Raw genomic sequence first — 17,701 nt, forward strand, 5'->3', positions numbered from 1 at the left:
GGGATGCATGGCCACAGGGCGGAGCTGGTTCTTGCATCTCTCCCGCTTGCGGGAGAGGTCGGCGCGCAGCGCCGGGTGAGGGTTCTCTCCAAACAGGGACTGTCCCGATATTGAGGCACCCTCTCCCCAGCCCTCCCCCGCATGCGGGGGAGGGAGCGCGCCATCATCGAGACCTAGTGCGCCGGCAGCTTCTCGAAGGTCGCCATGCCCGTGGGGATCGCGTGGAAGTCCTGCTTGTCGCAGGTGTAGATCGCCATCTGCGGATGGAACTGCTTGGGGTCGTCCAGCGTGCCGACCTTCAGGATCGCGGCCGGCAATCCGGGAACCTTGGTCACCAGATGGGTGCCGCATTCGCCGCAGAATTCGCGCGTGACGGCGCGTTCGAGGTCCTTGCGCGTGAACTGCTTGGGCTGCCCGGTGATGTAGCTGAAGCCGGCCGCCGGCATCGCGATGAAAGTGTTGGGCGCGCCGCCCGAGATGTACTGGCACTCGCGGCAATGACACTGCGCCTGCATCATCGGGTCGCCCTCGGCGACATAGCGCACTTCGCCGCAATAGCATCCGCCTTCCAAACGCATGACGACCTCCCTTTTGTTGTTTGTTGTGGTCGATATTTCTGCGCCGGTTGTCCGGAATGGCAATCCTTTTCTTCGCGTTTCTTCCCGCCCAGCCGGACAAAGAAAGGGGCTCCAACTTGCGCTGGAGCCCCTCAACGGTCGGGACATTGCCGGGTATGTGCCCCAAACCGTAGTTGTGAGCGCGACCCCCAAGGAGGCCGCGCCCGGGAGGAGACTTACATGTTGTAGGCGCGCTCGGTGTGCTCGGTGATGTCGAGGCCTTCACGCTCGCTCTCGACATTGGCGCGGAGGCCAACGATCACATCGACGACCTTGTAGAGGATCGCCGAACCGATACCCGACCACACCAGCGTGGTGCCGACGCCCCAGACCTGGGAGATCATCTGCGCCGCGAAGTCGTAATCGGCAACCTTCGGCGGGATCGCGGTGTAGTCGATGATGCCCGCACCACCCAGCGCCGGATTGACGAGGATGCCGGTGCCGAGGGCGCCGACGATGCCGCCGACGCAGTGCACGCCGAACACATCGAGGCTGTCATCGTAGCCGAGCGCGTTCTTCACGACGGTGCAGAAGAACAGGCAGACCACGCCGACCACGAGGCCGAGGACGATCGCACCCATCACGCCGGAGAAGCCGGCGGCAGGCGTGACGGCCACGAGGCCCGCGACAGCGCCGGAGATGACGCCGAGCACCGACGGGTGACCCTTGATGATCCACTCCGCGAACATCCACGACAGCGCGGCGGCTGCGGTGGCGACGAAGGAGTTGGTCATGGCGAGGGCTGCGCCGCCGTTGGCTTCGAGGTTGGAGCCGGCGTTGAAGCCGAACCAGCCGACCCAGAGCAGCGAGGCGCCGATCATCGACATCGTCAGCGAGTGCGGAGCCATCAGCTCCTTGCCGTAGCCGACGCGCTTGCCGATGAGCAGGGCGCCGACGAGGCCTGCGATGCCGGCGTTGATGTGCACCACGGTGCCGCCCGCGAAGTCGATCGCGCCCTTCTTGAAGATCCAGCCTGCGTCGGCGTTGATCTCGTCGAGCTTGGCCTGCGCCGCGGTCTTCGCCGCGCCGTCAGCCGCAGCAGCCAGAGCCTTGGCAGCGTCCTGGATCATGTCCGGGCCGGGCCAGTACCAGACCATGTGCGCGATCGGGAAGTAGATCAGCGTGACCCAGAGCGGAACGAACAGCGCGAGCGCCGCGAACTTCATGCGCTCAGCGAAGGCGCCGACGATGAGGGCGGGCGTGATCGCCGCGAAGGTCATCTGGAAGCACATATAGATGAGCTCCGAGATGTTGGCGTCGACCGAGAAGGTCGCGGCCTTCGAGTCGGTGGTGACGCCCATCATGAAGGCCTTGGAGAAGCCGCCGATGAAGTCGGAACCGCCGGTGAAGGTGAGGCTGTAGCCGTATACGGCCCAGATCACGGTGACGACGCAGACGGTGTAGAACACCTGCATCAGGACCGAGAGCATGTTCTTGGAGCGGACGAGGCCGCCGTAGAACAGCGCGAGGCCGGGGATCGTCATCAACAGCACGAGGACTGTCGATGTCAGCATCCAGGCGTTGTCTCCCTTGTTGACCGTTGGCTCGGCGTAGGCTGCGGTCGCAGCGAACAGGCCGACTGCGAGAGCCGCCAATCCCGCGCCATAGGGACGCTTAAACGTCATTTCATTTACTCCTGATTGAATTTTGATTGAGCGCGAAATCAAAGGGCCGCAGCATCGGCCTCGCCGGTGCGGATGCGAACCGCATGGTCGAGATTGATGACGAAGATCTTGCCGTCGCCGATCTGTCCGGTTTTCGCGGCGGTCGTGATGGCGTCGATGGTCTTGTCGACCTGGTCGGAGGCGACAGCGACCTCGATCTTGATCTTGGGCAGGAAGCTCACGGCATATTCGGCGCCGCGATAGATTTCCGTATGGCCCTTCTGGCGGCCATATCCCTTGACTTCCGTCACCGTGAGACCGTGAACGCCGATGGCGGTCAGGGCGTCACGGACTTCTTCCAGCTTGAATGGCTTAATAATCGCCATAACAATTTTCATGGGTCCTATCCCCGCTTGGGCCCGGTCCGGACGTGGCCGGGCGTTTCTCGACTGGTTCGCCACGAGGGAGAAAGTTCACTACGCGGGCACAGCCAGGACCCATAGAATCAAATGCCGTGCCAGATCGGGCGTGTTGCCTAACGGACTATGAAAACGGGTGTTTTCGCGTTCGACGCGTATTGCGGTGCAGTGCGCTATTACGCCGCGCTCAATACCTGACCATGGCTGATTAAAATAAAGGCACGTCAAGCTGCCGACACATTGATGCTCATGCGTCGGGCAGAAGAAAGGTATTTCCGTAAGGTGGGCGCCCGTTGCAGGGCTTGTCGTGCTGCGAAATATCGGACCCCTCGCACTTGTGCTCACGAAATGCGCGCAACCGGCCAACCAACTTGGGCGAGGCGAGGCTTGCCGGACGGGCGCCGGCAGAGACTGTCAGGCGGCGCTGCGTTCCGCGAACACCCGGTCGATCAACCCCCAGTCGACCGCCTGCTGCGCGGTCATGAAGTGGTCGCGGTCCAGGGTCCGTTCCACGTCCGGCTCGGGGCGCCCGCAATGTCGGGCATAGAGCCGGATGATGCGCCGCTTGGTTTCCTGCATCTCGGTGGCATGGATCAGGATGTCGGACGCCTGGCCCTGAAAACCGCCGAGCGGCTGATGCACGTGAAGGCTCGCATTGGGCAGGGCGGCGCGGTGACCGGGCTCGCCCGCCATCAGCAGGAACGAGCCCATGGAGCGCGCGGTGCCCATGCACAGCGTATGCACCGGCGCCTTGATGAACTGCATGGTGTCGTACATCGCAAGGCCAGCGGTGACCACGCCGCCATAGGAATTGATGTAGAGATTGATCGGCTTGTTCGGATTCTCCGCCTCCAGGAACAAGAGCTGCGCGCAGACCAGTCCGGACATCGCATCATTGACCTCGCCATTGAGGAAGATGATGCGCTCGCGCAGCAGGCGCGAATAGATGTCGAAGGATCGTTCGCCGCGGGCGGATTGTTCGACGACCATAGGGACGAGCTGAAGCATGTCGCGCATCGGCGACCTCCATATCTGCGGGTGATGAAGTAGTGTCGGTGTTAGGCGGCCGCGCGCATCAGGCAGCTATTGCTGTTGGCCGGCTGCGGCAGCTTCATGCGGCTCTCGCAGGCTTGCTGGATGATGCGGAAGCGGGTGCCACCGTCCTCGTTCGGCTCGATCCGGAAGATGACATGGCTTTCGCGAAACGGCGGTTCGGAATCGCGAAGCCGGTACCGCACCTCTTGGCCTGGGATCGATGTCTCCGGCTCGGCGCCCGCAAGATCGCAATCCGGCAGCCAGCGTTCGCGCAAAGCCGGAATGGTCACCGCCCGCCAGACCTTGGCCGGCGGTGCATCGAATTGATATTCGAGCACGAGCGCTGCGTCGGAGGGATCAGGCTTCACGGCGTCACTCATTGATCCATCTCCTTCAAGAGATCGGCGAGGACATCCATGCGTTTCGGCCAATAGGCGCGGTAGCGCGCAAGCCAGGTCCCGATTGCGGCGATTCCTTCGGGATCGACCTCGTAATTCACAAAGCGGCCCTGCCGCTGTTCGCGCACCAGGCCCGCCCCGCGCAGCACCGCAAGATGCTGCGACATCGCCGGTTGGCTGATCTCCAATCCGTCGCGCAAGGCGCTGGCATTCAGGCTTCCGCCGGCAAGCTTTTCAAAGACCTTGCGGCGGGTCGGGTCGGCCAGCGCCTTGAAGATGTCGGCTTCGATCATGGCAACAGATAAGCATACGCTTATGTGTTGCGCAAGCCCGATTACTGCAGCGCCTCGCCGTGCTGCGAAATATCCAGTCCTTCGAGCTCGTGCTCGCGGGAGACGCGCAACGGCACGAACAGGCCGACCAGCTTGAGCAGGACGAAGCTCACGCCGGCCGACCAGGCGAAGGTGACGGCGACCCCATACAGCTGGATCAGAAGCTGCTGCGGATGGCCCTCGAGCAGGCCGGCGGTGCCGCCGATCGCGCTGGTTGCGAACACGCCGGCCAGCAGGGTCCCGGTCATCCCGCCGATGCCGTGGACGCCGAACACGTCGAGCGAATCGTCATAGTCGAAGCGGTGCTTCAGCCAGGTGCAGGCCCAGTAGCAGACGAGGCCTGCGATCACGCCGATGACGATACCGTGCCAGGGCGCCACGAATCCCGAGGCCGGCGTGATGGTGCCGAGGCCGGCGACCGCGCCGGAGATCATGCCGAGCACGGACGGCTTGCGCCGCGTCGACCATTCGATCGCGCCCCAGGTCAGCGCGCCGGAGCAGGCTGCGAGATGGGTCGCGATGATCGCCAGCACCGCGCGCGAATTGGCTGCGCCCGCCGAGCCGCCGTTGAAGCCGAACCAGCCGACCCACAACAGGCCGGTGCCCATCACCGCAAGCGACAGATCGAACGGCGAGAGATTTTCGGTGCCGTAGCCATGACGGCGTCCCATCACCTTCGCTGCGACGAGGCCGGCGGTGCCGGCCGACAGATGCACCACGAGGCCGCCGGCGAAATCCAGCACGCCCATGCCGGCGAGGAAGCCGCCGCCCCACACCCAATGCGCCAGTGGAATGTAGACGAAGATGAACCACGCGACGGAGAAGAGCAGATAGGCGGAGAACCGCATCCGGTCGGCGACCGCGCCCGCGACCAGCGCCACCGTGATGATCGCAAACGTCATCTGGTACAGCATGAACAGCGCTTCCGGGATCGTCTTCGCGGCCGGGTTGACGCTGTCCATGGTCATGCCGGCGAGAAACCAGCGGTCGAGCGTGCCGATCCACGGGCCGTCGCCGACGAAGCACAGCGAATAGCCGAACGCGACCCAGAGAATGGAGATGATCGTCACCGCGGCGAGGCTTTGCGCCATGGTGGCGAGCACGTTCTTCTTGCGCACCATGCCGGAATAGAACAGCGCGAGCCCCGGGATCGTCATCATCAGCACCAGCGCGGTGGCGACGATCATCCAGGCGGTGTCGGCAGTGTTGATCTCGGAGCCCGCGGCACGCGCCGGCGAAGCCATGATCGACACAAGTCCGATCGGCGCGGCGATAGCAGCCGCGCGGCGCAACAATCCCGCCATGTCGTTTCCCCCAGCTATTGATTGCGTCGCACGCTGTGGCGCCGTTGCCCGGTGCGATCGAAGAAGAGCGTTTTCGAGCGAAGCGGATACCGGTTCGCGAAAAGAAAACGCGTCAAAGCAAAAATCTAGAGCGCGTCGCTGTCGGTCTCGCCGGTGCGAATGCGGGTCGCGTGATCGATCGGCGTGACGAAGATCTTGCCGTCGCCGATCTGGCCGGTGCGCGCCGTCGCGGTGATCACGGCGACGGCCTTCTCGGCGATATCGGAGGCAACCGCGATCTCGATCCGCAGCTTCGGCAGGAAATTCACGACATATTCGGCGCCGCGATAAATCTCGGTGTGGCCCTTCTGGCGGCCATAGCCCTTCACTTCGGTCACGGTCATGCCGTGGACGCCGATCGCCGTCAGCGCCTGGCGGACTTCATCGAGCTTGAAGGGTTTGATGATCGCGACGACGAGTTTCATGGTCAGGCCTATTCCCCGGGATGCGCTGCGCCGTATGTCCTCGGCGCAGCGTCAATCTGGCATCTTTCCGGGCAAATGGCATAAAAAACTTGCAGATTGAAGCGGAAAATCGTTGGGCGATGTGAACGACCGCCTCTGTACAGGGCAGCCGTTCATCCTCCACAATGCGTTTTTGGAATGGATGCGATGAACCCAAGCGTCGCGGCCGGTACAAAACTATGTTCGAGGGGGACGTCTCATGGCGAGTTGGTTCTACGCATCCGAGGGTAAGCAGCAGGGACCCTATCAGGAGGGGCAATTCCGCGATCTCGTTGCCCAGGGTGTCGTGCGTCCGGATACGCTGGTGTGGTCAGAGGGCATGGCCGGCTGGCAGAAGGCCGCCGAAATCCCCGGCCTGATCGGCGGCGGCGGTGCGCCCCCGATGATGCCCGCTGGCGGCCCGCCGATGATGGGCTCCGGAGGTTACGGCGGCGGAGGCGGCGGAGGATCGCTGGCGGTCGATTTCGGCATTCTCGAGTTCACCTGGCGCAGCATCGTGATGCTGATCGGCATGTGCTTCATCATCCCGGTGCCGTGGGTGTTCGTCTGGTACACGAAATGGATCGTGTCCTGCGTGAAGGTCCCCGGGCGGCCCAATCTCAGCTTCACCGGCAATGCGATGGCGCTGGTGCCCTGGTATTTCGGGTTCATCGTTCTGGCGATCGTGATCGGGTTGATCGGCGCCCCATTGCTGAGCAATTTGCTGTTCATCGCCCAGATCGTTCTCTACTGGCTCCTGATCAAATGGATGGTCGCGAACCTCGCCTCCAACGGGCAGCCGCTCGGCCTGAGCTTCACCGGCACGGTCTGGGCCTATGTCGGCTGGAGCCTGCTGTTCGCGATCTCCATCATCACCATCATCGGCTGGGCCTGGGTCGCCGCGGCTCAAATGCGCTGGTTCTGCCGCAGCATCGAAGGCACGCGGCGCGAGATCGTCTTCAACGGCAGCGGTCTCGGAATTCTCTGGCGGGGCATCGTGGCCGCATTCCTGTGCGGCTTCATCATCCCGATCCCGTGGGTGTATCGCTGGATCATGAACTGGTTCGCGTCGGAGACGGTCCTGGCTCCGCGAGGATCGCTCCGGGCATGACCTCGAGAGGCATAGCGCGATCGATCGTGCTTATGCCTCCTAGGCTTTCCGTTCGCGCACGGAGCCTTCCTGCGCAACGGACGCCACCAGCGTGCCGTCAGGCTTGAAGATCGAGCCGCGGGTTAAGCCACGGCCGCTTCGGGCGCTCGGCGAATCCTGTGCGTAGAGCAGCCATTCGTCGGCGCGGAACGGGCGGTGAAACCACATCGCGTGGTCAAGGCTCGCGGGCATCATGCGCTTGTCGAACAGCGTGCGGCCGTAGCGCGCCATGATCGCGTCGAGCAGCGAGAAGTCGGACGCGTAGGCCAGCGCGCACATGTGCAGCGCCGGATCGTCCGGCAGCGTCGCCGCGGTCTTGATCCAGACATGGATGCGGCCGTCCTCGATCCTCTCACCGAAATAACGGCCGAGCTCGACCGGGCGCAGCTCGATCGGACGGTCGGATTCATAGTAGCGGCGGATGAACTCCGGCATCTCCTTGAACATCGGTTGCTTCGCGACCTCCTCCGCCGTGAGCTTTTCCGGCGGCGGCACGTCGGGCATCTTGTCCTGATGATCGAACGCGCTCTCTTCCTCCGCGTGGAACGACACCATGATCGAGAAGATCGCGTTGCCGTGCTGGATCGCGGTGACGCGGCGCGTCGAGTAGCTCTTGCCGTCGCGCAGGCGCTCGACCTGGTAGATGATCGGGATCTGCGGATCGCCCGGCAGGATGAAATAGCAATGCAGCGAATGCGGCAGCCGGGCCTCGACGGTGCGGCACGCTGCAACCATCGCCTGCCCGATCACCTGGCCGCCGAACACCCGTTGCCAGCTGGTCTTCGGACTGTTGCCGCGGAACAGGTTCACCTCGAGCTGTTCGAGGTCGAGGATCGAGATCAGGTCGATCAGGCTCTTGGACATGGAATTCAGCTTTCGCCTTGCCGCCCCGGCTTCGCTGCTCCGGAATGACACAATGGGGGCTCTCCGCCCTTGTTTCACCGCACTGTTTCGCCCACCTCAAGTCTGGTAGCAAGACCAAGAAAACGCGAAGACTTAGCCGGGAATTGGGTATGTCGGTACAGGGTAGCATTGTCATCGGTGGCGGCGCGTTTGCGGGCCTGGCGCTGGCCCTGGCGCTGCGCCAGGGGCTCGGCCCCGAGATCCCCGTCATCGTCGCCGACCCCGCGCTCTCCACACGTCCGAGCCGGGACCCGCGCGCGACCGCGATCGTGGCGGCCTGCCGCCGCCTGTTCGAGGCGATCGGCGCCTGGGATGAGGTCAGGGGCGAGGCGCAGCCCATCCTCGACATGATCGTCACCGATTCCAAGCTGGAAGACGCCACCCGCCCGGCGTTCCTCAACTTTGCCGGCGACGTCGCGCCGGGCGAGCCCTTCGCGCATATGGTCGAGAACCGCCGCCTGATCGATGCGCTGGTGGTGCGCGCTGAGGCCGAGGGCATTGATCTCCGCGCGACCACAGTGTCGTCTTACGACGCGCGGGCCGAAGGTATCGACGTGACGCTCGGTGATGGCAGCGTGATTGCCGCGAGCCTCCTGGTTGCGGCTGACGGTGCGAAGTCGAAACTGCGCGAGCGCGCCGGCATCGCCACCCATGGCTGGGAATATGATCAATCCGGCATCGTCGTCACCGTCGGCCATGAGCGCGATCATGAGGGACGCGCCGAAGAGCATTTTCTGCCGGCGGGTCCGTTCGCGATCCTGCCGCTTTCGGGCAAGCGCTCCTCGCTGGTATGGACCGAGCGCCGCAGTGAAGCCGCGCGTATCGTTGCGTTGAGCGATGAGGAATTTCACGGCGAGCTCGAGCAGCGCTTCGGCCTGCATCTCGGCGAGGTGAAGGCGCTCGACAAGCCGCGCGCGTTTCCGCTGTCCTATTTCGTCGCGCGCTCCTTCATCGCCCAGCGCCTCGCGCTGGTCGGAGATTCCGCCCACGTCATCCATCCCATCGCGGGCCAGGGTCTCAACATGGGGCTGAAGGACGTCGCCGCGCTGGCCGAGGTCGTGGTCGATGCCGCGCGGCTCGGCATGGATCTCGGCGCCGCCGACGTGCTGGAACGTTACCAGCGCTGGCGCCGCTTCGACACCATGGCGATGGGCGTTGCCACCAACTCGCTGAACTTCCTGTTCTCCAATCAATCGACCTTGCTGCGCACGGTGCGCGACATCGGCCTCGGTCTGGTCGACCGCGCCCCGCCGCTGAAGAACCTGTTCATCCGCCAGGCCGCCGGTTTGACCGGTGAGATACCGCGGTTGTTGAAAGGCGAAGCGTTGTAGTTTTTTTCCTGTCGTCCTGGACAAGCGCTGTCGTCGCGCAGATCCAGGACCCATACGCCGCAGCAATAGTTTTGCGAAGATTCGGAGTGACCAGCTCGCGCCACAACCACGTCCTGTGGTTATGGGTCCTGGCCCCCGTGCGCAATTGCGCACAAGGCCAGGACGACACCTGGGGTGTGGCGCGGCCATCGCGCCAAACCTCAATCGATCTTGCGGGCCTCTTCCGGCAGCATGATCGGGATGCCGTCGCGGATCGGATAGGCGAGCCTGGCGCTGCGCGAGATCAGCTCCTGCTTTGCAGAATCGAACTCCAGCGGACCCTTGGTCAGCGGGCAGACCAGAATCTCCAGCAATTTGGGATCGACACTGGCTTCGGGGCGTTCGGTGGGCGCGTTCATGGGAGTCTCCGGCGGTCGGTTGCCTCTAGCATAAAAAATCGTGGCAGCCCATCACGTCGCCTCAAGCGGAAACCATCCGCAGAATCTCGTCGAGCAGGCCCTCGAGCCGCGCGGCCGGCGATAGCGGGCCCGACAGGGCGAAGCCGAGAAATGTCCAGTACAGGATTTGCGCGCGGGCTCGCGCCGTCGCCGCCTCGAACCCGCGCTTCCTGAGCAGCTCCTCGATATAGTCGAGCCTGCGCCGGTCGATGGCACGCACCGCCGATTGTGCCGCTGCATCGAAGGCCGCCCAGTTCCGCACCGCGCGCTCGAGCTCGAGCCGCGCGCCAAAGGTCCTGCGCAGCAGCGCTTTCAGCGGCTCGTCGCTGTCCGTCTCGACATCGGCGATGATCTGCTCGGCCGCGATCTCGCGCCAGCGCTTCAAGAGAACAGCATGGAACGCGCCGAGATCGGCGAAATGCCAATAGAAGCTGCCGCGCGAGACCCCCATGGCTTTCGCCAGCGGATCGGCCTTCAGCGCGGTAAAGCCGTCTATCGCGAGCGCCTTCAGGCCCTGCTTGATCCAATCGTCGGCGGTCAGCTGTTCGGCCATGTCGGGTTCCGGATGCAAGCCATACACTAGTGTATTGACAGCCGGCAGGCTAGCGCCTATCTCACCATACATAACTGTATGGACGAAATTTGCAGGGAGCTTTTGACGATGCGTGATCTCTTGCTCCAGTGCGCCGGGGTCGTGACCATTGCCGTGGCTCTCATTCATGGCATTCTCGGCGAGACCAAGGTCTTTGCCCGCGCGCATCGAGCCGGAACGGCTCCGCATCCTGATCCGCCTGGTCTGGCAGGCCTCGACCGTCGCCTGGATCGGCGGCGGTGTGCTTCTGATTGCGGCGCCCTGGATGCAATCAGAGCCGGCGCGTCACTGGATCGTCGTCACCATGGCGGGCGTGTTCGGCTTCTCTGCTTTCGCCAACGCATGGGCCACGCGCGGCCGGCATTTTGGTTGGATGGCGCTCGGTGCCGTCGTCGCGATGGCGGTTGCCGGCTACTGAGCGACGCGCCGACAAGCCAGGGAGCCCACCGGAGCAGCGTCATGGAAAATCGTGTCCGGCTGACCATCGATAACGGCGTCGCCCATGTCCGGCTCAATCGCCCCGACAAGATGAATGCGCTAGACCCGGCGATGTTCGCGGCGATCATCGAGACCGGTACGCAGCTTGGTGCGCGCAACGACGTCCGCGCCGTCGTCCTGTCCGGCGAAGGGCGTGCATTCTGCGCGGGCCTCGACCTCGATCGGCTCGTCGCCACCGCGAACGGCGAAGCGCTGATTCCGTCGATCGACCTGACGCGGCGAACGCATGGCATTGCCAATTATGCCCAGCATCTGGTCTGGCTCTGGCGTGAGTTGCCGGTGCCTGTGATCGCAGCGGTGCATGGCGTCGCCTTCGGCGGCGGCTTCCAGCTCGCGCTCGGTGCAGACCTCCGCTATCTCGCACCGGCAACGAAACTCGCAATCATCGAGACGAAATGGGGCCTCGTGCCCGACATGTGCGGCACGCAATTGATGCGTCACCTCGTGCGCGACGACGTTGTTCGCGAGCTGACCTATACAGGCCGCGTCTTCTCGGCCGAACAGGCGCTTGCGTATGGCTTTGCGACGCAGCTCGCTGAAGATCCTGTCGGGGCCGCGCTGGCAACGGCGCGTGAAATTGCCCGGCGCAGCCCCGATGCGATCCGCGCGGCCAAGCGGCTGCTCAATCTTTCTGCGGCCTCCGACGTGGCGACGGGGCTTGCTGCGGAGACCGCCGAGCAGGCCGCCCTGCTCGGATCTGCCAACCATTTAGAGGCCGTGGCGAGCAATCTCGACAACCGGACTCCACGATGGAGCGTGACATGAGCGAAAGCTTCGGATTTGATCTGCCAACGCTCGGCGCTGTGAACGCATCCGCGGCGTTCAACCGCCTCGCCGGCTTCGAAGTGATTGCGGCCGGCAACGGCGAAGCGACCATCCGCATGACATGGCGTGACGACTTCACCCAATATTCCGGGCATCTGCACGCCGGCCTGATTGCAGCTCTGCTCGACACCGCCTGCGGCTTTGCTGCCGCGACCTTGGCGGGCTCGGTCACCGCGTCTCATTTTTCCATGAACTGCCTCAAGCCGGCCATCGGTCGCCTTTTCATCGCCAAGGGAATGAGCCTTCGTGCCGGGCGCAGGCAGGCGTTCGCCCGTGCCGAGCTGTTCGCAGCAGATGAGCATGGCGAACTGTCGCTCGTGGCAACGGGCGAGACCGTCCTCATTCCGACCGGCGAGCCGCCGCGCAAGATTGGCAGGGGCTGACATATGGCGGTCACGCTGGTCACCGGAGGCACGGGTCATCTCGGTCGCGATATCGTCGATCGTCTCGTTCAGGACAGGCGACGCGTCCGGGTGTTTGCGCGAACGCCGGGCGCGCGGCCGGATGTGGAATGGGCGAGCGGGGACCTCGCGACAGGCGCGGGACTGCGAGAGGCGTTGAGGGAGGTCGACACGGTCATCAATGCGGCGACCTATTCGCCGATCGCCCGGCGTGGCGGCGTTCGCCCGATAGACTTCTTCAGGTCGCCCTCTGCCGTGGACGTCGAGGGCACGGAGCGGCTGTTGCAGCTCTGCGGGCGGGCCGGGGTGCAGCATTTCCTTCACGTCTCGATCGTCGGCCTCGATGAGGCGACGTTGCCTTACGCCCGGGTCAAGCTGGCCGGCGAGCGGCTGGTGCGTGCGTCGGCCCTGTCATGGTCCGTGGTTCGCGCAATGCCGTTCTACTATTTGCTCGACAAGTTCCTCTCGGGCCTCGCCTGGCTTCCGCTCTGGCCGGTGCCGACCACGACGTTCGATCCCGTCGACACGTCCGATGTGGCCGCTCATGTCGTGACTTGCGCGTTCGACGGGCTGCGCGGCGAGCGCACGGAGATTGGCGGCCCCGAAGCGCTCGATCTCGTTACCTTCGCCCGCCAATATCAGGATGCGAGGAAACTGCATCGAAGGATCCTGCCGATAGGCCTTTCGGATGCGAAGGCGCGGGGCATGGGTTTTGTCGTCAGCCGCGGCGTGCGAGGACGTCTCCCTTGGTCGGATTGGCTGCGCGCAAACCGTGAGACGTAAGGCCGCAGTGTCGTCTCAAATGCGCGCTGCATACGGAGAGCGCTGATCTTTTTCGGATCGTTAGAATAACTCTAAAGCGAGCCGGCCGCGAACCGCATTGACTTCATCATGTGCTTTGCTTCCTTCGGTCCCGCTTCGCCCGAGGGCGTAGCGCCCACGACAGAAGAGGAGAAATTCGTGAAGGTTATTCGTGTTGCTGCCGTTGCATTGACGATCGGGATTGGCATGGGATCGGCGGCCTTGGCCGACGGTTTCAAGGACTGCACCAAGCTCGACAAGGCGTCGTGGAAGCCGGCGAGCGACGCCGAAGCCAAGGCCAAGGCGCTCGGCTACGAGGTGCGGCGCTCAAAGATCGAAGGCTCGTGCTACGAGGTCTACGGCGTCAAGGAAGGCAAGCTTTACGAGCTGTTCTACAGCCCCGAAGATCTCAGCCTGAAGCACACGATTGCGAAGTAGAGCGCGCAAAGTGGGCTTCGCGCAAATGTCTGCGCAAAATCATGCCTGAGGGTGGTCCTCGCTTGATCGAAGAATCGGCGCCGCACGCACGCGGGGAGTCCAACCGGACCCCCGCGGATCGAACCGCTTCGCGGACAATCGCGGTCTGGGACCTTCCGCTGCGGCTCTGGCACTGGGCGCTCGCGGCTTGCGTTCTGGCCGCATGGTTCACACCCACCGTCTACGACAGACTTCACCGCATCATCGGTTACGCGGTGCTCGGGCTTGTTGCGTTCCGTCTGGTCTGGGGTCTTTGGGGAAGCCGCTATTCGCGCTTCCGCATGGTCGGCGTCAGGCTTCGGGCCGCGCCACGCTATCTCTGGAATCTGCGCCGCGGCATCACTGGCCGCTATATCGGGCTCAATCCAGCCGGCACGTTGATGCTAGTGGCGCTGCTGGTCTCGCTGGCGGTCTCGACGATATCAGGCGCGATGTCGGTGACCGTGACATTTTTCGGCGTCTGGTGGGTCGAGGACACCCACCACTATTCATCCGACGCGGTCATCGTCCTGGTCGTGCTGCACGTCTTGGGCGTGCTGATGATGGGACGTCTGCAGCGCGAGAACCTGATCAGCGCGATGATCACCGGACGCAAGCGCATCCGGCATCATTCCTGAGCAGGCGCGCAGGCACCTGTCACTGCAGCGGCGGATCGCCGCTGGTGCGCTTCTTCGCGAGATCCATCTCGGTCACCGCGATCAAAATTTCGGCGCGGGTCTTCAGGTCGGGCGCTTCCAGCATCGCTTGCTTCTCGGCCACGCCATAGGGCGACATCATCGCCAGCGCGTTGACGAGCGCTTCGTTGGGGGCGGTCTCGACGCCCTCCCAGTCGACCTTGAGGTTGTTGGCCTTCAAAAAATCCGCCAGCACCGTCAGCAGTGCCTCGCGATCGACCTCGTCCTCGCCCATGCGCGGCGTGAAGTCGTCGACGAAGGCAAAGAAATCCACCTTGCACTGCCGGTAGGCGGTGAGCACTTCGAGCTCCTCGAGCACCTTGAAGCGCGAGACACCCGTGAGCTCGAGGATGTAGCGGCCGTCACCGGATTCGGCCAGCTGGGTGATGCGGCCGACACAGCCGACGCTGAACAGCGAAGGCTTGTCGGAGTTCTTGGCCGAATGCGCGATGTCGGGCTGGATCATGCCGATCAGGCGATGGCCGTCGCGGAAGGCATCGTCGATCATCGCGAGGTAGCGCGGCTCGAAGATGTTGAGCGGCATCTGCCCGCGCGGCAGCAGCAGCGCGCCCGGCAACGGAAACACCGGAAGGATCTCCGGAAGGTCGGCGGGCCCGCGATATTCGATGTTGATCGGCATCTGCCCGGTCCCCCTGGCTTTGCCAGCTCGTCTAGGAAAATAGAATGATCGACAAGCGCTTGCGTCCCTCGACTGTTGCCTCGTCCGTGCCGCCCCAGGCCTCGAAGAACTGCACCAGCTGCTTGCGGGCGCCGTCGTCGTTCCATTTGCGGTCCCGCTTGACGATCGCGAGCAGCTGCTCGGTGGCCGCTGCCCGGTTGCCTTGCGCGTTGAGCGCGATCGCGAGGTCGAATCGGGCTTGATGATCGAGGGGGTTTGCGGCGACTTTCTGTTCCAGCTCGGCGACGGGCCCGAGCTGCTCCGCCTGCTCGGCCAGATCGATCGCGGTCTGCACGGCTTTCACAGCCGGGTCGTTGCGCTTGGATTCCGGCACCATGGCGAGCGTCTGCTTGGCCTGCTCCATCGCACCGGAGACGGCGTAGCATTTCGCGAGCCCGGCGAGGGCGGCGATGTTGGTCGATTCGAGCTGCAGCACTTCGGCGTAGATCTGGGCGGCCGCGGCGGCATCGCCCTCGGCGAGCACGGCCTCGGCCTCCTGGAGGATTTCCGCGATATTCGGCTCACCCGGCGCGGTCACGCCCTTGGTCAGCTTCTCGATGAAGGCGTTGAGCTGGCTCTCCGGGACCGCGCCCATGAAGCCGTCGGCCGGCTGGCCGTTGACGAAGGCGATCACCGCCGGAATCGACTGGATGCCCATCTGGCCCGGGATCGCCGGGTGCTGGTCGATGTTCATTTTGACCAGCTTGACCTTGCCCTTGGCGGCCTTGACCGCTTTTTCCAGCAAAGGCGTGAGCTGTTTGCAGGGGCCGCACCACTCCGCCCAGAAGTCGATCAGCACCGGCTGGCGCTTCGATTCCTCGATGACGTCCTTCACGAAGGTCTGGGTGGTCGTGTCCTTGATCAGATCGGCGGCAGCCGGGCCCGCTGCTCCGTTACCCTGGTCGATGATCGTCACGGGATCCCCTCGTCTGATGTCTGGAATTGGCGGGTCTTTAGCACGTCGCCAATTCATATGCTTCGCTGTTGGCCCTAAATTGGGCCGGGACGGCCGAATTTCAATCCATGCGGGCCGATTCGCCGGTTCCGGGGCCGTTTTGGGTCATTTGGCCGCGTTCGGGTCGATATCGGGCCTCCGATCGCGAATCTATGCCGCCGGTAGCTGTTGCATTCCCCTCCCGCTTTTGGCATACGACAGCCGTTGCCGGCGCAGTCATGCGACCGACACAGGATGCGGGTGTAGCTCAGTGGTAGAGCACGACCTTGCCAAGGTCGGGGTCGAGGGTTCGAGCCCCTTCGCCCGCTCCAACTTTCCAAAGCATTCATAGTGACTTAGGCACCCCCAACTGGGGTAATCTGCGGCGAATTTTCTGGCGCGGGTAAAGCCAGGGTAAGGCTCGGGGTCATAGGCGCGCCGCTATAGGTTCGGCGCGCGCACCTTCTGCGAGCCCGGTGGCAATCAAACGGGACGACTCTGTAAGTTGCTATATGTTGACGTATGCCCAAAATCGAGCGTACGCCGCTCCGGTCAATGTAGGCGGCTAAGATTGTCGCAGCCGTCCGAATCACGATCTCGGAGCCGCGGCCGCGGGCTGATAGCGTGAGCTTATACGATGCCTGTCACGAGGACCTTAAATCCACTTCCTTTCAACGACCTTGATCCCCGCCGCTTCGAAGACCTTGTACGCCAGCTTGTCTACGATTTCCGTCCGTGGTTGCGCCTAGAAGCGACGGGGCGTGCAGGCGGAGACGATGGCTTTGACGTTCGCGGAATTGAGGCGGGCGATATTGTCGTCGAAGCTCCGGACGGAGCCGACGACGGTAACGAAGATGGCCATTCCACTGCGGAGCCCGTTAACGAGCGAACGTGGCTAGTCCAGTGCAAACGCGAAAAAGAAATCGGGCCCACCAAGCTTAGTAAGTATCTCGATGAGATCGACGTCGAGGAGCGCAAGAAGCTGTACGGCATAATATTCGTCGCGTCGGCCGACTTCTCGAAGGCGTCTCGTGATGTGATGGCCACCTGGGTTCGGGAAAATGGTCTTCTTGAATTTCAAATTTGGAGCGGCAGCGATATCGAAACTATGCTGATGCAACCGAAGAACGACCACCTACTCTTTGCATTCTTCGGAATCTCGCTTCAGGTGCGTAAGCGGTCGGTCGCTTCAGCGCTTCGGTCGAGTATTGCGATGAAGCGCAAAGTGCTGAAGGTCTTCGAGAAGCACCAATATGGCGAATTTCTGATTCGAGACCCTGACGCATCAGGCTTTCCCCATGCCACCAAAGGGAAGCGACTCAAATGGATCATTCGAAAACATCGTGGATGCGACTATAGGGGGATAGGCTTTCAATTAAGAGAGTTCACTGCCTACGCTAACGAGGCGGGCGAATGGGACGTCGCTAACGCACACGACGAGGCCATTCCTCGTTACGACAATCCTTGGTTGGAATACGAGCCGCGCACGTTGTCGAGTGAGGATCGCGCCGAGCTTTTTCGCTGGACCTCCGAAATGGATGCCGCCGTCCGAGCAGAACTTTCCGTGATCGCTTACATACCGTTCGATCAAGTGATAGCCGTAGACGAGATGGGCGACAATTATTTGGAGACCAGCAGGGATCGGCCCACTTTTTACATCCCGATTACAGACGAGGGCGTCATCAACCTTCACAATGAAGAAGACATAAGCTTCAGATTTCTGCAGAGCCGCACGGAAATAGAGTTTGACGAGGCTAAGCGTGTAAAGTTCTTCCCCGACAAATTTCGCCGGATGAGGCTCGACTAGC

General features: G+C 63.2%; 21 protein-coding genes, 1 tRNA gene and 1 pseudogene. 10 read left to right on the forward strand and 13 right to left on the reverse strand.

Going from position 1 to position 17,701, the window contains the following annotated elements; translation table 11 throughout:
• Window positions 1-173: 173 nt before the first annotated feature.
• The 8 genes from BRA1417_RS0104795 to BRA1417_RS0104830 all read right to left on the reverse strand — a co-directional run bounded on the left by BRA1417_RS0104795 (window position 174) and on the right by BRA1417_RS0104830 (window position 6,173).
• Window positions 174-578, reverse strand: coding sequence for a GFA family protein (locus BRA1417_RS0104795; protein WP_027514842.1), 405 nt, complete (start codon window positions 576-578; stop codon window positions 174-176).
• A gap of 215 nt (window positions 579-793) precedes the next feature.
• On the reverse strand, window positions 794-2,242 hold the full coding sequence (locus tag BRA1417_RS0104800; RefSeq protein WP_027514843.1) for an ammonium transporter: 1,449 nt from the start codon (window positions 2,240-2,242) through the stop codon (window positions 794-796).
• Between the two features lie 38 nt (window positions 2,243-2,280).
• Entirely contained in the window at window positions 2,281-2,619 is a 339-nt protein-coding gene (locus BRA1417_RS0104805; protein ID WP_007598642.1) for a P-II family nitrogen regulator, read from the reverse strand.
• A 435-nt stretch (window positions 2,620-3,054) separates the two neighbouring features.
• Window positions 3,055-3,657: an ATP-dependent Clp protease proteolytic subunit gene (locus BRA1417_RS0104810; RefSeq protein WP_027514844.1), complete on the reverse strand. Its 603-nt coding sequence runs from the start codon at window positions 3,655-3,657 to the stop codon at window positions 3,055-3,057.
• Window positions 3,658-3,698: 41 nt separating this feature from the next.
• Complete coding sequence (locus tag BRA1417_RS0104815; protein WP_027514845.1) at window positions 3,699-4,055, reverse strand: SRPBCC domain-containing protein; 357 nt, start codon at window positions 4,053-4,055, stop codon at window positions 3,699-3,701.
• Entirely contained in the window at window positions 4,052-4,366 is a 315-nt protein-coding gene (locus BRA1417_RS0104820; RefSeq protein WP_027514846.1) for a helix-turn-helix transcriptional regulator, read from the reverse strand. The genes BRA1417_RS0104815 and BRA1417_RS0104820 overlap by 4 nt, the downstream gene beginning before the upstream one ends.
• Before the next feature lie 41 nt (window positions 4,367-4,407).
• Complete coding sequence (locus BRA1417_RS0104825) at window positions 4,408-5,709, reverse strand: ammonium transporter (RefSeq protein WP_027514847.1); 1,302 nt, start codon at window positions 5,707-5,709, stop codon at window positions 4,408-4,410.
• 125 nt (window positions 5,710-5,834) lie between these two features.
• Window positions 5,835-6,173 carry a P-II family nitrogen regulator gene (locus tag BRA1417_RS0104830; protein WP_007598647.1) on the reverse strand — a complete coding sequence of 113 codons (339 nt, stop codon included), beginning with the start codon at window positions 6,171-6,173 and terminating at the stop codon, window positions 5,835-5,837.
• A gap of 238 nt (window positions 6,174-6,411) precedes the next feature.
• On the opposite strand from BRA1417_RS0104830, the gene BRA1417_RS0104835 reads away from it, so the two are divergent.
• Window positions 6,412-7,302: a DUF4339 domain-containing protein gene (locus BRA1417_RS0104835; RefSeq protein WP_027514848.1), complete on the forward strand. Its 891-nt coding sequence runs from the start codon at window positions 6,412-6,414 to the stop codon at window positions 7,300-7,302.
• Between the two features lie 39 nt (window positions 7,303-7,341).
• Here BRA1417_RS0104835 and tesB read toward each other — a convergent pair whose 3' ends face one another.
• A complete protein-coding gene (gene tesB, locus BRA1417_RS0104840; RefSeq protein ID WP_027514849.1) occupies window positions 7,342-8,205 on the reverse strand; it encodes an acyl-CoA thioesterase II in 864 nt (287 codons plus the stop codon).
• A gap of 149 nt (window positions 8,206-8,354) precedes the next feature.
• Between tesB and BRA1417_RS0104845 the strand changes: the two genes are divergently transcribed.
• Entirely contained in the window at window positions 8,355-9,575 is a 1,221-nt protein-coding gene (locus BRA1417_RS0104845; RefSeq protein WP_027514850.1) for a ubiquinone biosynthesis hydroxylase, read from the forward strand.
• A 200-nt stretch (window positions 9,576-9,775) separates the two neighbouring features.
• On the opposite strand, the gene BRA1417_RS0104850 is transcribed toward BRA1417_RS0104845, so the two are convergent.
• Both BRA1417_RS0104850 and BRA1417_RS0104855 read right to left on the reverse strand, forming a co-directional pair.
• On the reverse strand, window positions 9,776-9,973 hold the full coding sequence (locus tag BRA1417_RS0104850; protein WP_027514851.1) for a Trm112 family protein: 198 nt from the start codon (window positions 9,971-9,973) through the stop codon (window positions 9,776-9,778).
• Window positions 9,974-10,034: 61 nt separating this feature from the next.
• Window positions 10,035-10,565 carry a TetR/AcrR family transcriptional regulator gene (locus BRA1417_RS0104855; protein ID WP_027514852.1) on the reverse strand — a complete coding sequence of 177 codons (531 nt, stop codon included), beginning with the start codon at window positions 10,563-10,565 and terminating at the stop codon, window positions 10,035-10,037.
• A gap of 108 nt (window positions 10,566-10,673) precedes the next feature.
• On the opposite strand from BRA1417_RS0104855, the pseudogene BRA1417_RS39500 reads away from it, so the two are divergent.
• The 6 genes and pseudogenes from BRA1417_RS39500 to BRA1417_RS0104885 all read left to right on the forward strand — a co-directional run bounded on the left by BRA1417_RS39500 (window position 10,674) and on the right by BRA1417_RS0104885 (window position 14,223).
• Window positions 10,674-11,022, forward strand: a pseudogene (locus BRA1417_RS39500) (hypothetical protein).
• A 41-nt stretch (window positions 11,023-11,063) separates the two neighbouring features.
• The gene (locus tag BRA1417_RS0104865) at window positions 11,064-11,867 is read left to right on the forward strand and encodes a crotonase/enoyl-CoA hydratase family protein (protein WP_027514853.1); all 804 of its coding nucleotides are present in this window, start codon (window positions 11,064-11,066) and stop codon (window positions 11,865-11,867) included.
• Window positions 11,864-12,310, forward strand: coding sequence for a PaaI family thioesterase (locus BRA1417_RS0104870; RefSeq protein WP_027514854.1), 447 nt, complete (start codon window positions 11,864-11,866; stop codon window positions 12,308-12,310). Before BRA1417_RS0104865 ends, BRA1417_RS0104870 begins: the two co-directional genes overlap by 4 nt.
• 3 nt (window positions 12,311-12,313) lie before the next feature.
• A complete protein-coding gene (locus BRA1417_RS0104875; protein WP_027514855.1) occupies window positions 12,314-13,111 on the forward strand; it encodes an SDR family oxidoreductase in 798 nt (265 codons plus the stop codon).
• A 177-nt stretch (window positions 13,112-13,288) separates the two neighbouring features.
• A complete protein-coding gene (locus BRA1417_RS0104880) occupies window positions 13,289-13,567 on the forward strand; it encodes a PepSY domain-containing protein (protein ID WP_027514856.1) in 279 nt (92 codons plus the stop codon).
• Between the two features lie 62 nt (window positions 13,568-13,629).
• On the forward strand, window positions 13,630-14,223 hold the full coding sequence (locus tag BRA1417_RS0104885; RefSeq protein WP_027514857.1) for a cytochrome b/b6 domain-containing protein: 594 nt from the start codon (window positions 13,630-13,632) through the stop codon (window positions 14,221-14,223).
• 19 nt (window positions 14,224-14,242) lie between these two features.
• Here the strand turns inward: BRA1417_RS0104885 and BRA1417_RS0104890 are convergent, their stop codons facing one another.
• Window positions 14,243-14,920: an LON peptidase substrate-binding domain-containing protein gene (locus BRA1417_RS0104890; RefSeq protein ID WP_027514858.1), complete on the reverse strand. Its 678-nt coding sequence runs from the start codon at window positions 14,918-14,920 to the stop codon at window positions 14,243-14,245.
• Window positions 14,921-14,951: 31 nt separating this feature from the next.
• Window positions 14,952-15,875: a thioredoxin gene (trxA, locus tag BRA1417_RS0104895; protein ID WP_027514859.1), complete on the reverse strand. Its 924-nt coding sequence runs from the start codon at window positions 15,873-15,875 to the stop codon at window positions 14,952-14,954.
• Between the two features lie 275 nt (window positions 15,876-16,150).
• On the opposite strand from trxA, the gene BRA1417_RS0104900 reads away from it, so the two are divergent.
• Both BRA1417_RS0104900 and BRA1417_RS41620 read left to right on the forward strand, forming a co-directional pair.
• Window positions 16,151-16,225: transfer RNA gene (locus BRA1417_RS0104900), tRNA-Gly, on the forward strand.
• Between the two features lie 305 nt (window positions 16,226-16,530).
• The gene (locus tag BRA1417_RS41620; RefSeq protein ID WP_051448270.1) at window positions 16,531-17,700 is read left to right on the forward strand and encodes a restriction endonuclease; all 1,170 of its coding nucleotides are present in this window, start codon (window positions 16,531-16,533) and stop codon (window positions 17,698-17,700) included.
• Window position 17,701 lies beyond the last annotated feature (1 nt).

It is taken from the genome of Bradyrhizobium sp. WSM1417 (genome assembly GCF_000515415.1).
Taxonomy (GTDB): Bacteria; Pseudomonadota; Alphaproteobacteria; order Rhizobiales; family Xanthobacteraceae; genus Bradyrhizobium.

Coding starts and splice junctions, on each gene's coding strand:
- BRA1417_RS0104795 (WP_027514842.1), bottom strand. CDS start 578: ATGCGTTTGGAAGGCGGATGCTATTGCGGCGAAGTGCGCTATGTCGCC.
- BRA1417_RS0104800 (WP_027514843.1), bottom strand. CDS start 2,242: ATGACGTTTAAGCGTCCCTATGGCGCGGGATTGGCGGCTCTCGCAGTC.
- BRA1417_RS0104805 (WP_007598642.1), bottom strand. CDS start 2,619: ATGAAAATTGTTATGGCGATTATTAAGCCATTCAAGCTGGAAGAAGTC.
- BRA1417_RS0104810 (WP_027514844.1), bottom strand. CDS start 3,657: ATGCGCGACATGCTTCAGCTCGTCCCTATGGTCGTCGAACAATCCGCC.
- BRA1417_RS0104815 (WP_027514845.1), bottom strand. CDS start 4,055: ATGAGTGACGCCGTGAAGCCTGATCCCTCCGACGCAGCGCTCGTGCTC.
- BRA1417_RS0104820 (WP_027514846.1), bottom strand. CDS start 4,366: ATGATCGAAGCCGACATCTTCAAGGCGCTGGCCGACCCGACCCGCCGC.
- BRA1417_RS0104825 (WP_027514847.1), bottom strand. CDS start 5,709: ATGGCGGGATTGTTGCGCCGCGCGGCTGCTATCGCCGCGCCGATCGGA.
- BRA1417_RS0104830 (WP_007598647.1), bottom strand. CDS start 6,173: ATGAAACTCGTCGTCGCGATCATCAAACCCTTCAAGCTCGATGAAGTC.
- BRA1417_RS0104835 (WP_027514848.1), top strand. CDS start 6,412: ATGGCGAGTTGGTTCTACGCATCCGAGGGTAAGCAGCAGGGACCCTAT.
- tesB (WP_027514849.1), bottom strand. CDS start 8,205: ATGTCCAAGAGCCTGATCGACCTGATCTCGATCCTCGACCTCGAACAG.
- BRA1417_RS0104845 (WP_027514850.1), top strand. CDS start 8,355: ATGTCGGTACAGGGTAGCATTGTCATCGGTGGCGGCGCGTTTGCGGGC.
- BRA1417_RS0104850 (WP_027514851.1), bottom strand. CDS start 9,973: ATGAACGCGCCCACCGAACGCCCCGAAGCCAGTGTCGATCCCAAATTG.
- BRA1417_RS0104855 (WP_027514852.1), bottom strand. CDS start 10,565: ATGGCCGAACAGCTGACCGCCGACGATTGGATCAAGCAGGGCCTGAAG.
- BRA1417_RS0104865 (WP_027514853.1), top strand. CDS start 11,064: ATGGAAAATCGTGTCCGGCTGACCATCGATAACGGCGTCGCCCATGTC.
- BRA1417_RS0104870 (WP_027514854.1), top strand. CDS start 11,864: ATGAGCGAAAGCTTCGGATTTGATCTGCCAACGCTCGGCGCTGTGAAC.
- BRA1417_RS0104875 (WP_027514855.1), top strand. CDS start 12,314: ATGGCGGTCACGCTGGTCACCGGAGGCACGGGTCATCTCGGTCGCGAT.
- BRA1417_RS0104890 (WP_027514858.1), bottom strand. CDS start 14,920: ATGCCGATCAACATCGAATATCGCGGGCCCGCCGACCTTCCGGAGATC.
- BRA1417_RS41620 (WP_051448270.1), top strand. CDS start 16,531: ATGCCTGTCACGAGGACCTTAAATCCACTTCCTTTCAACGACCTTGAT.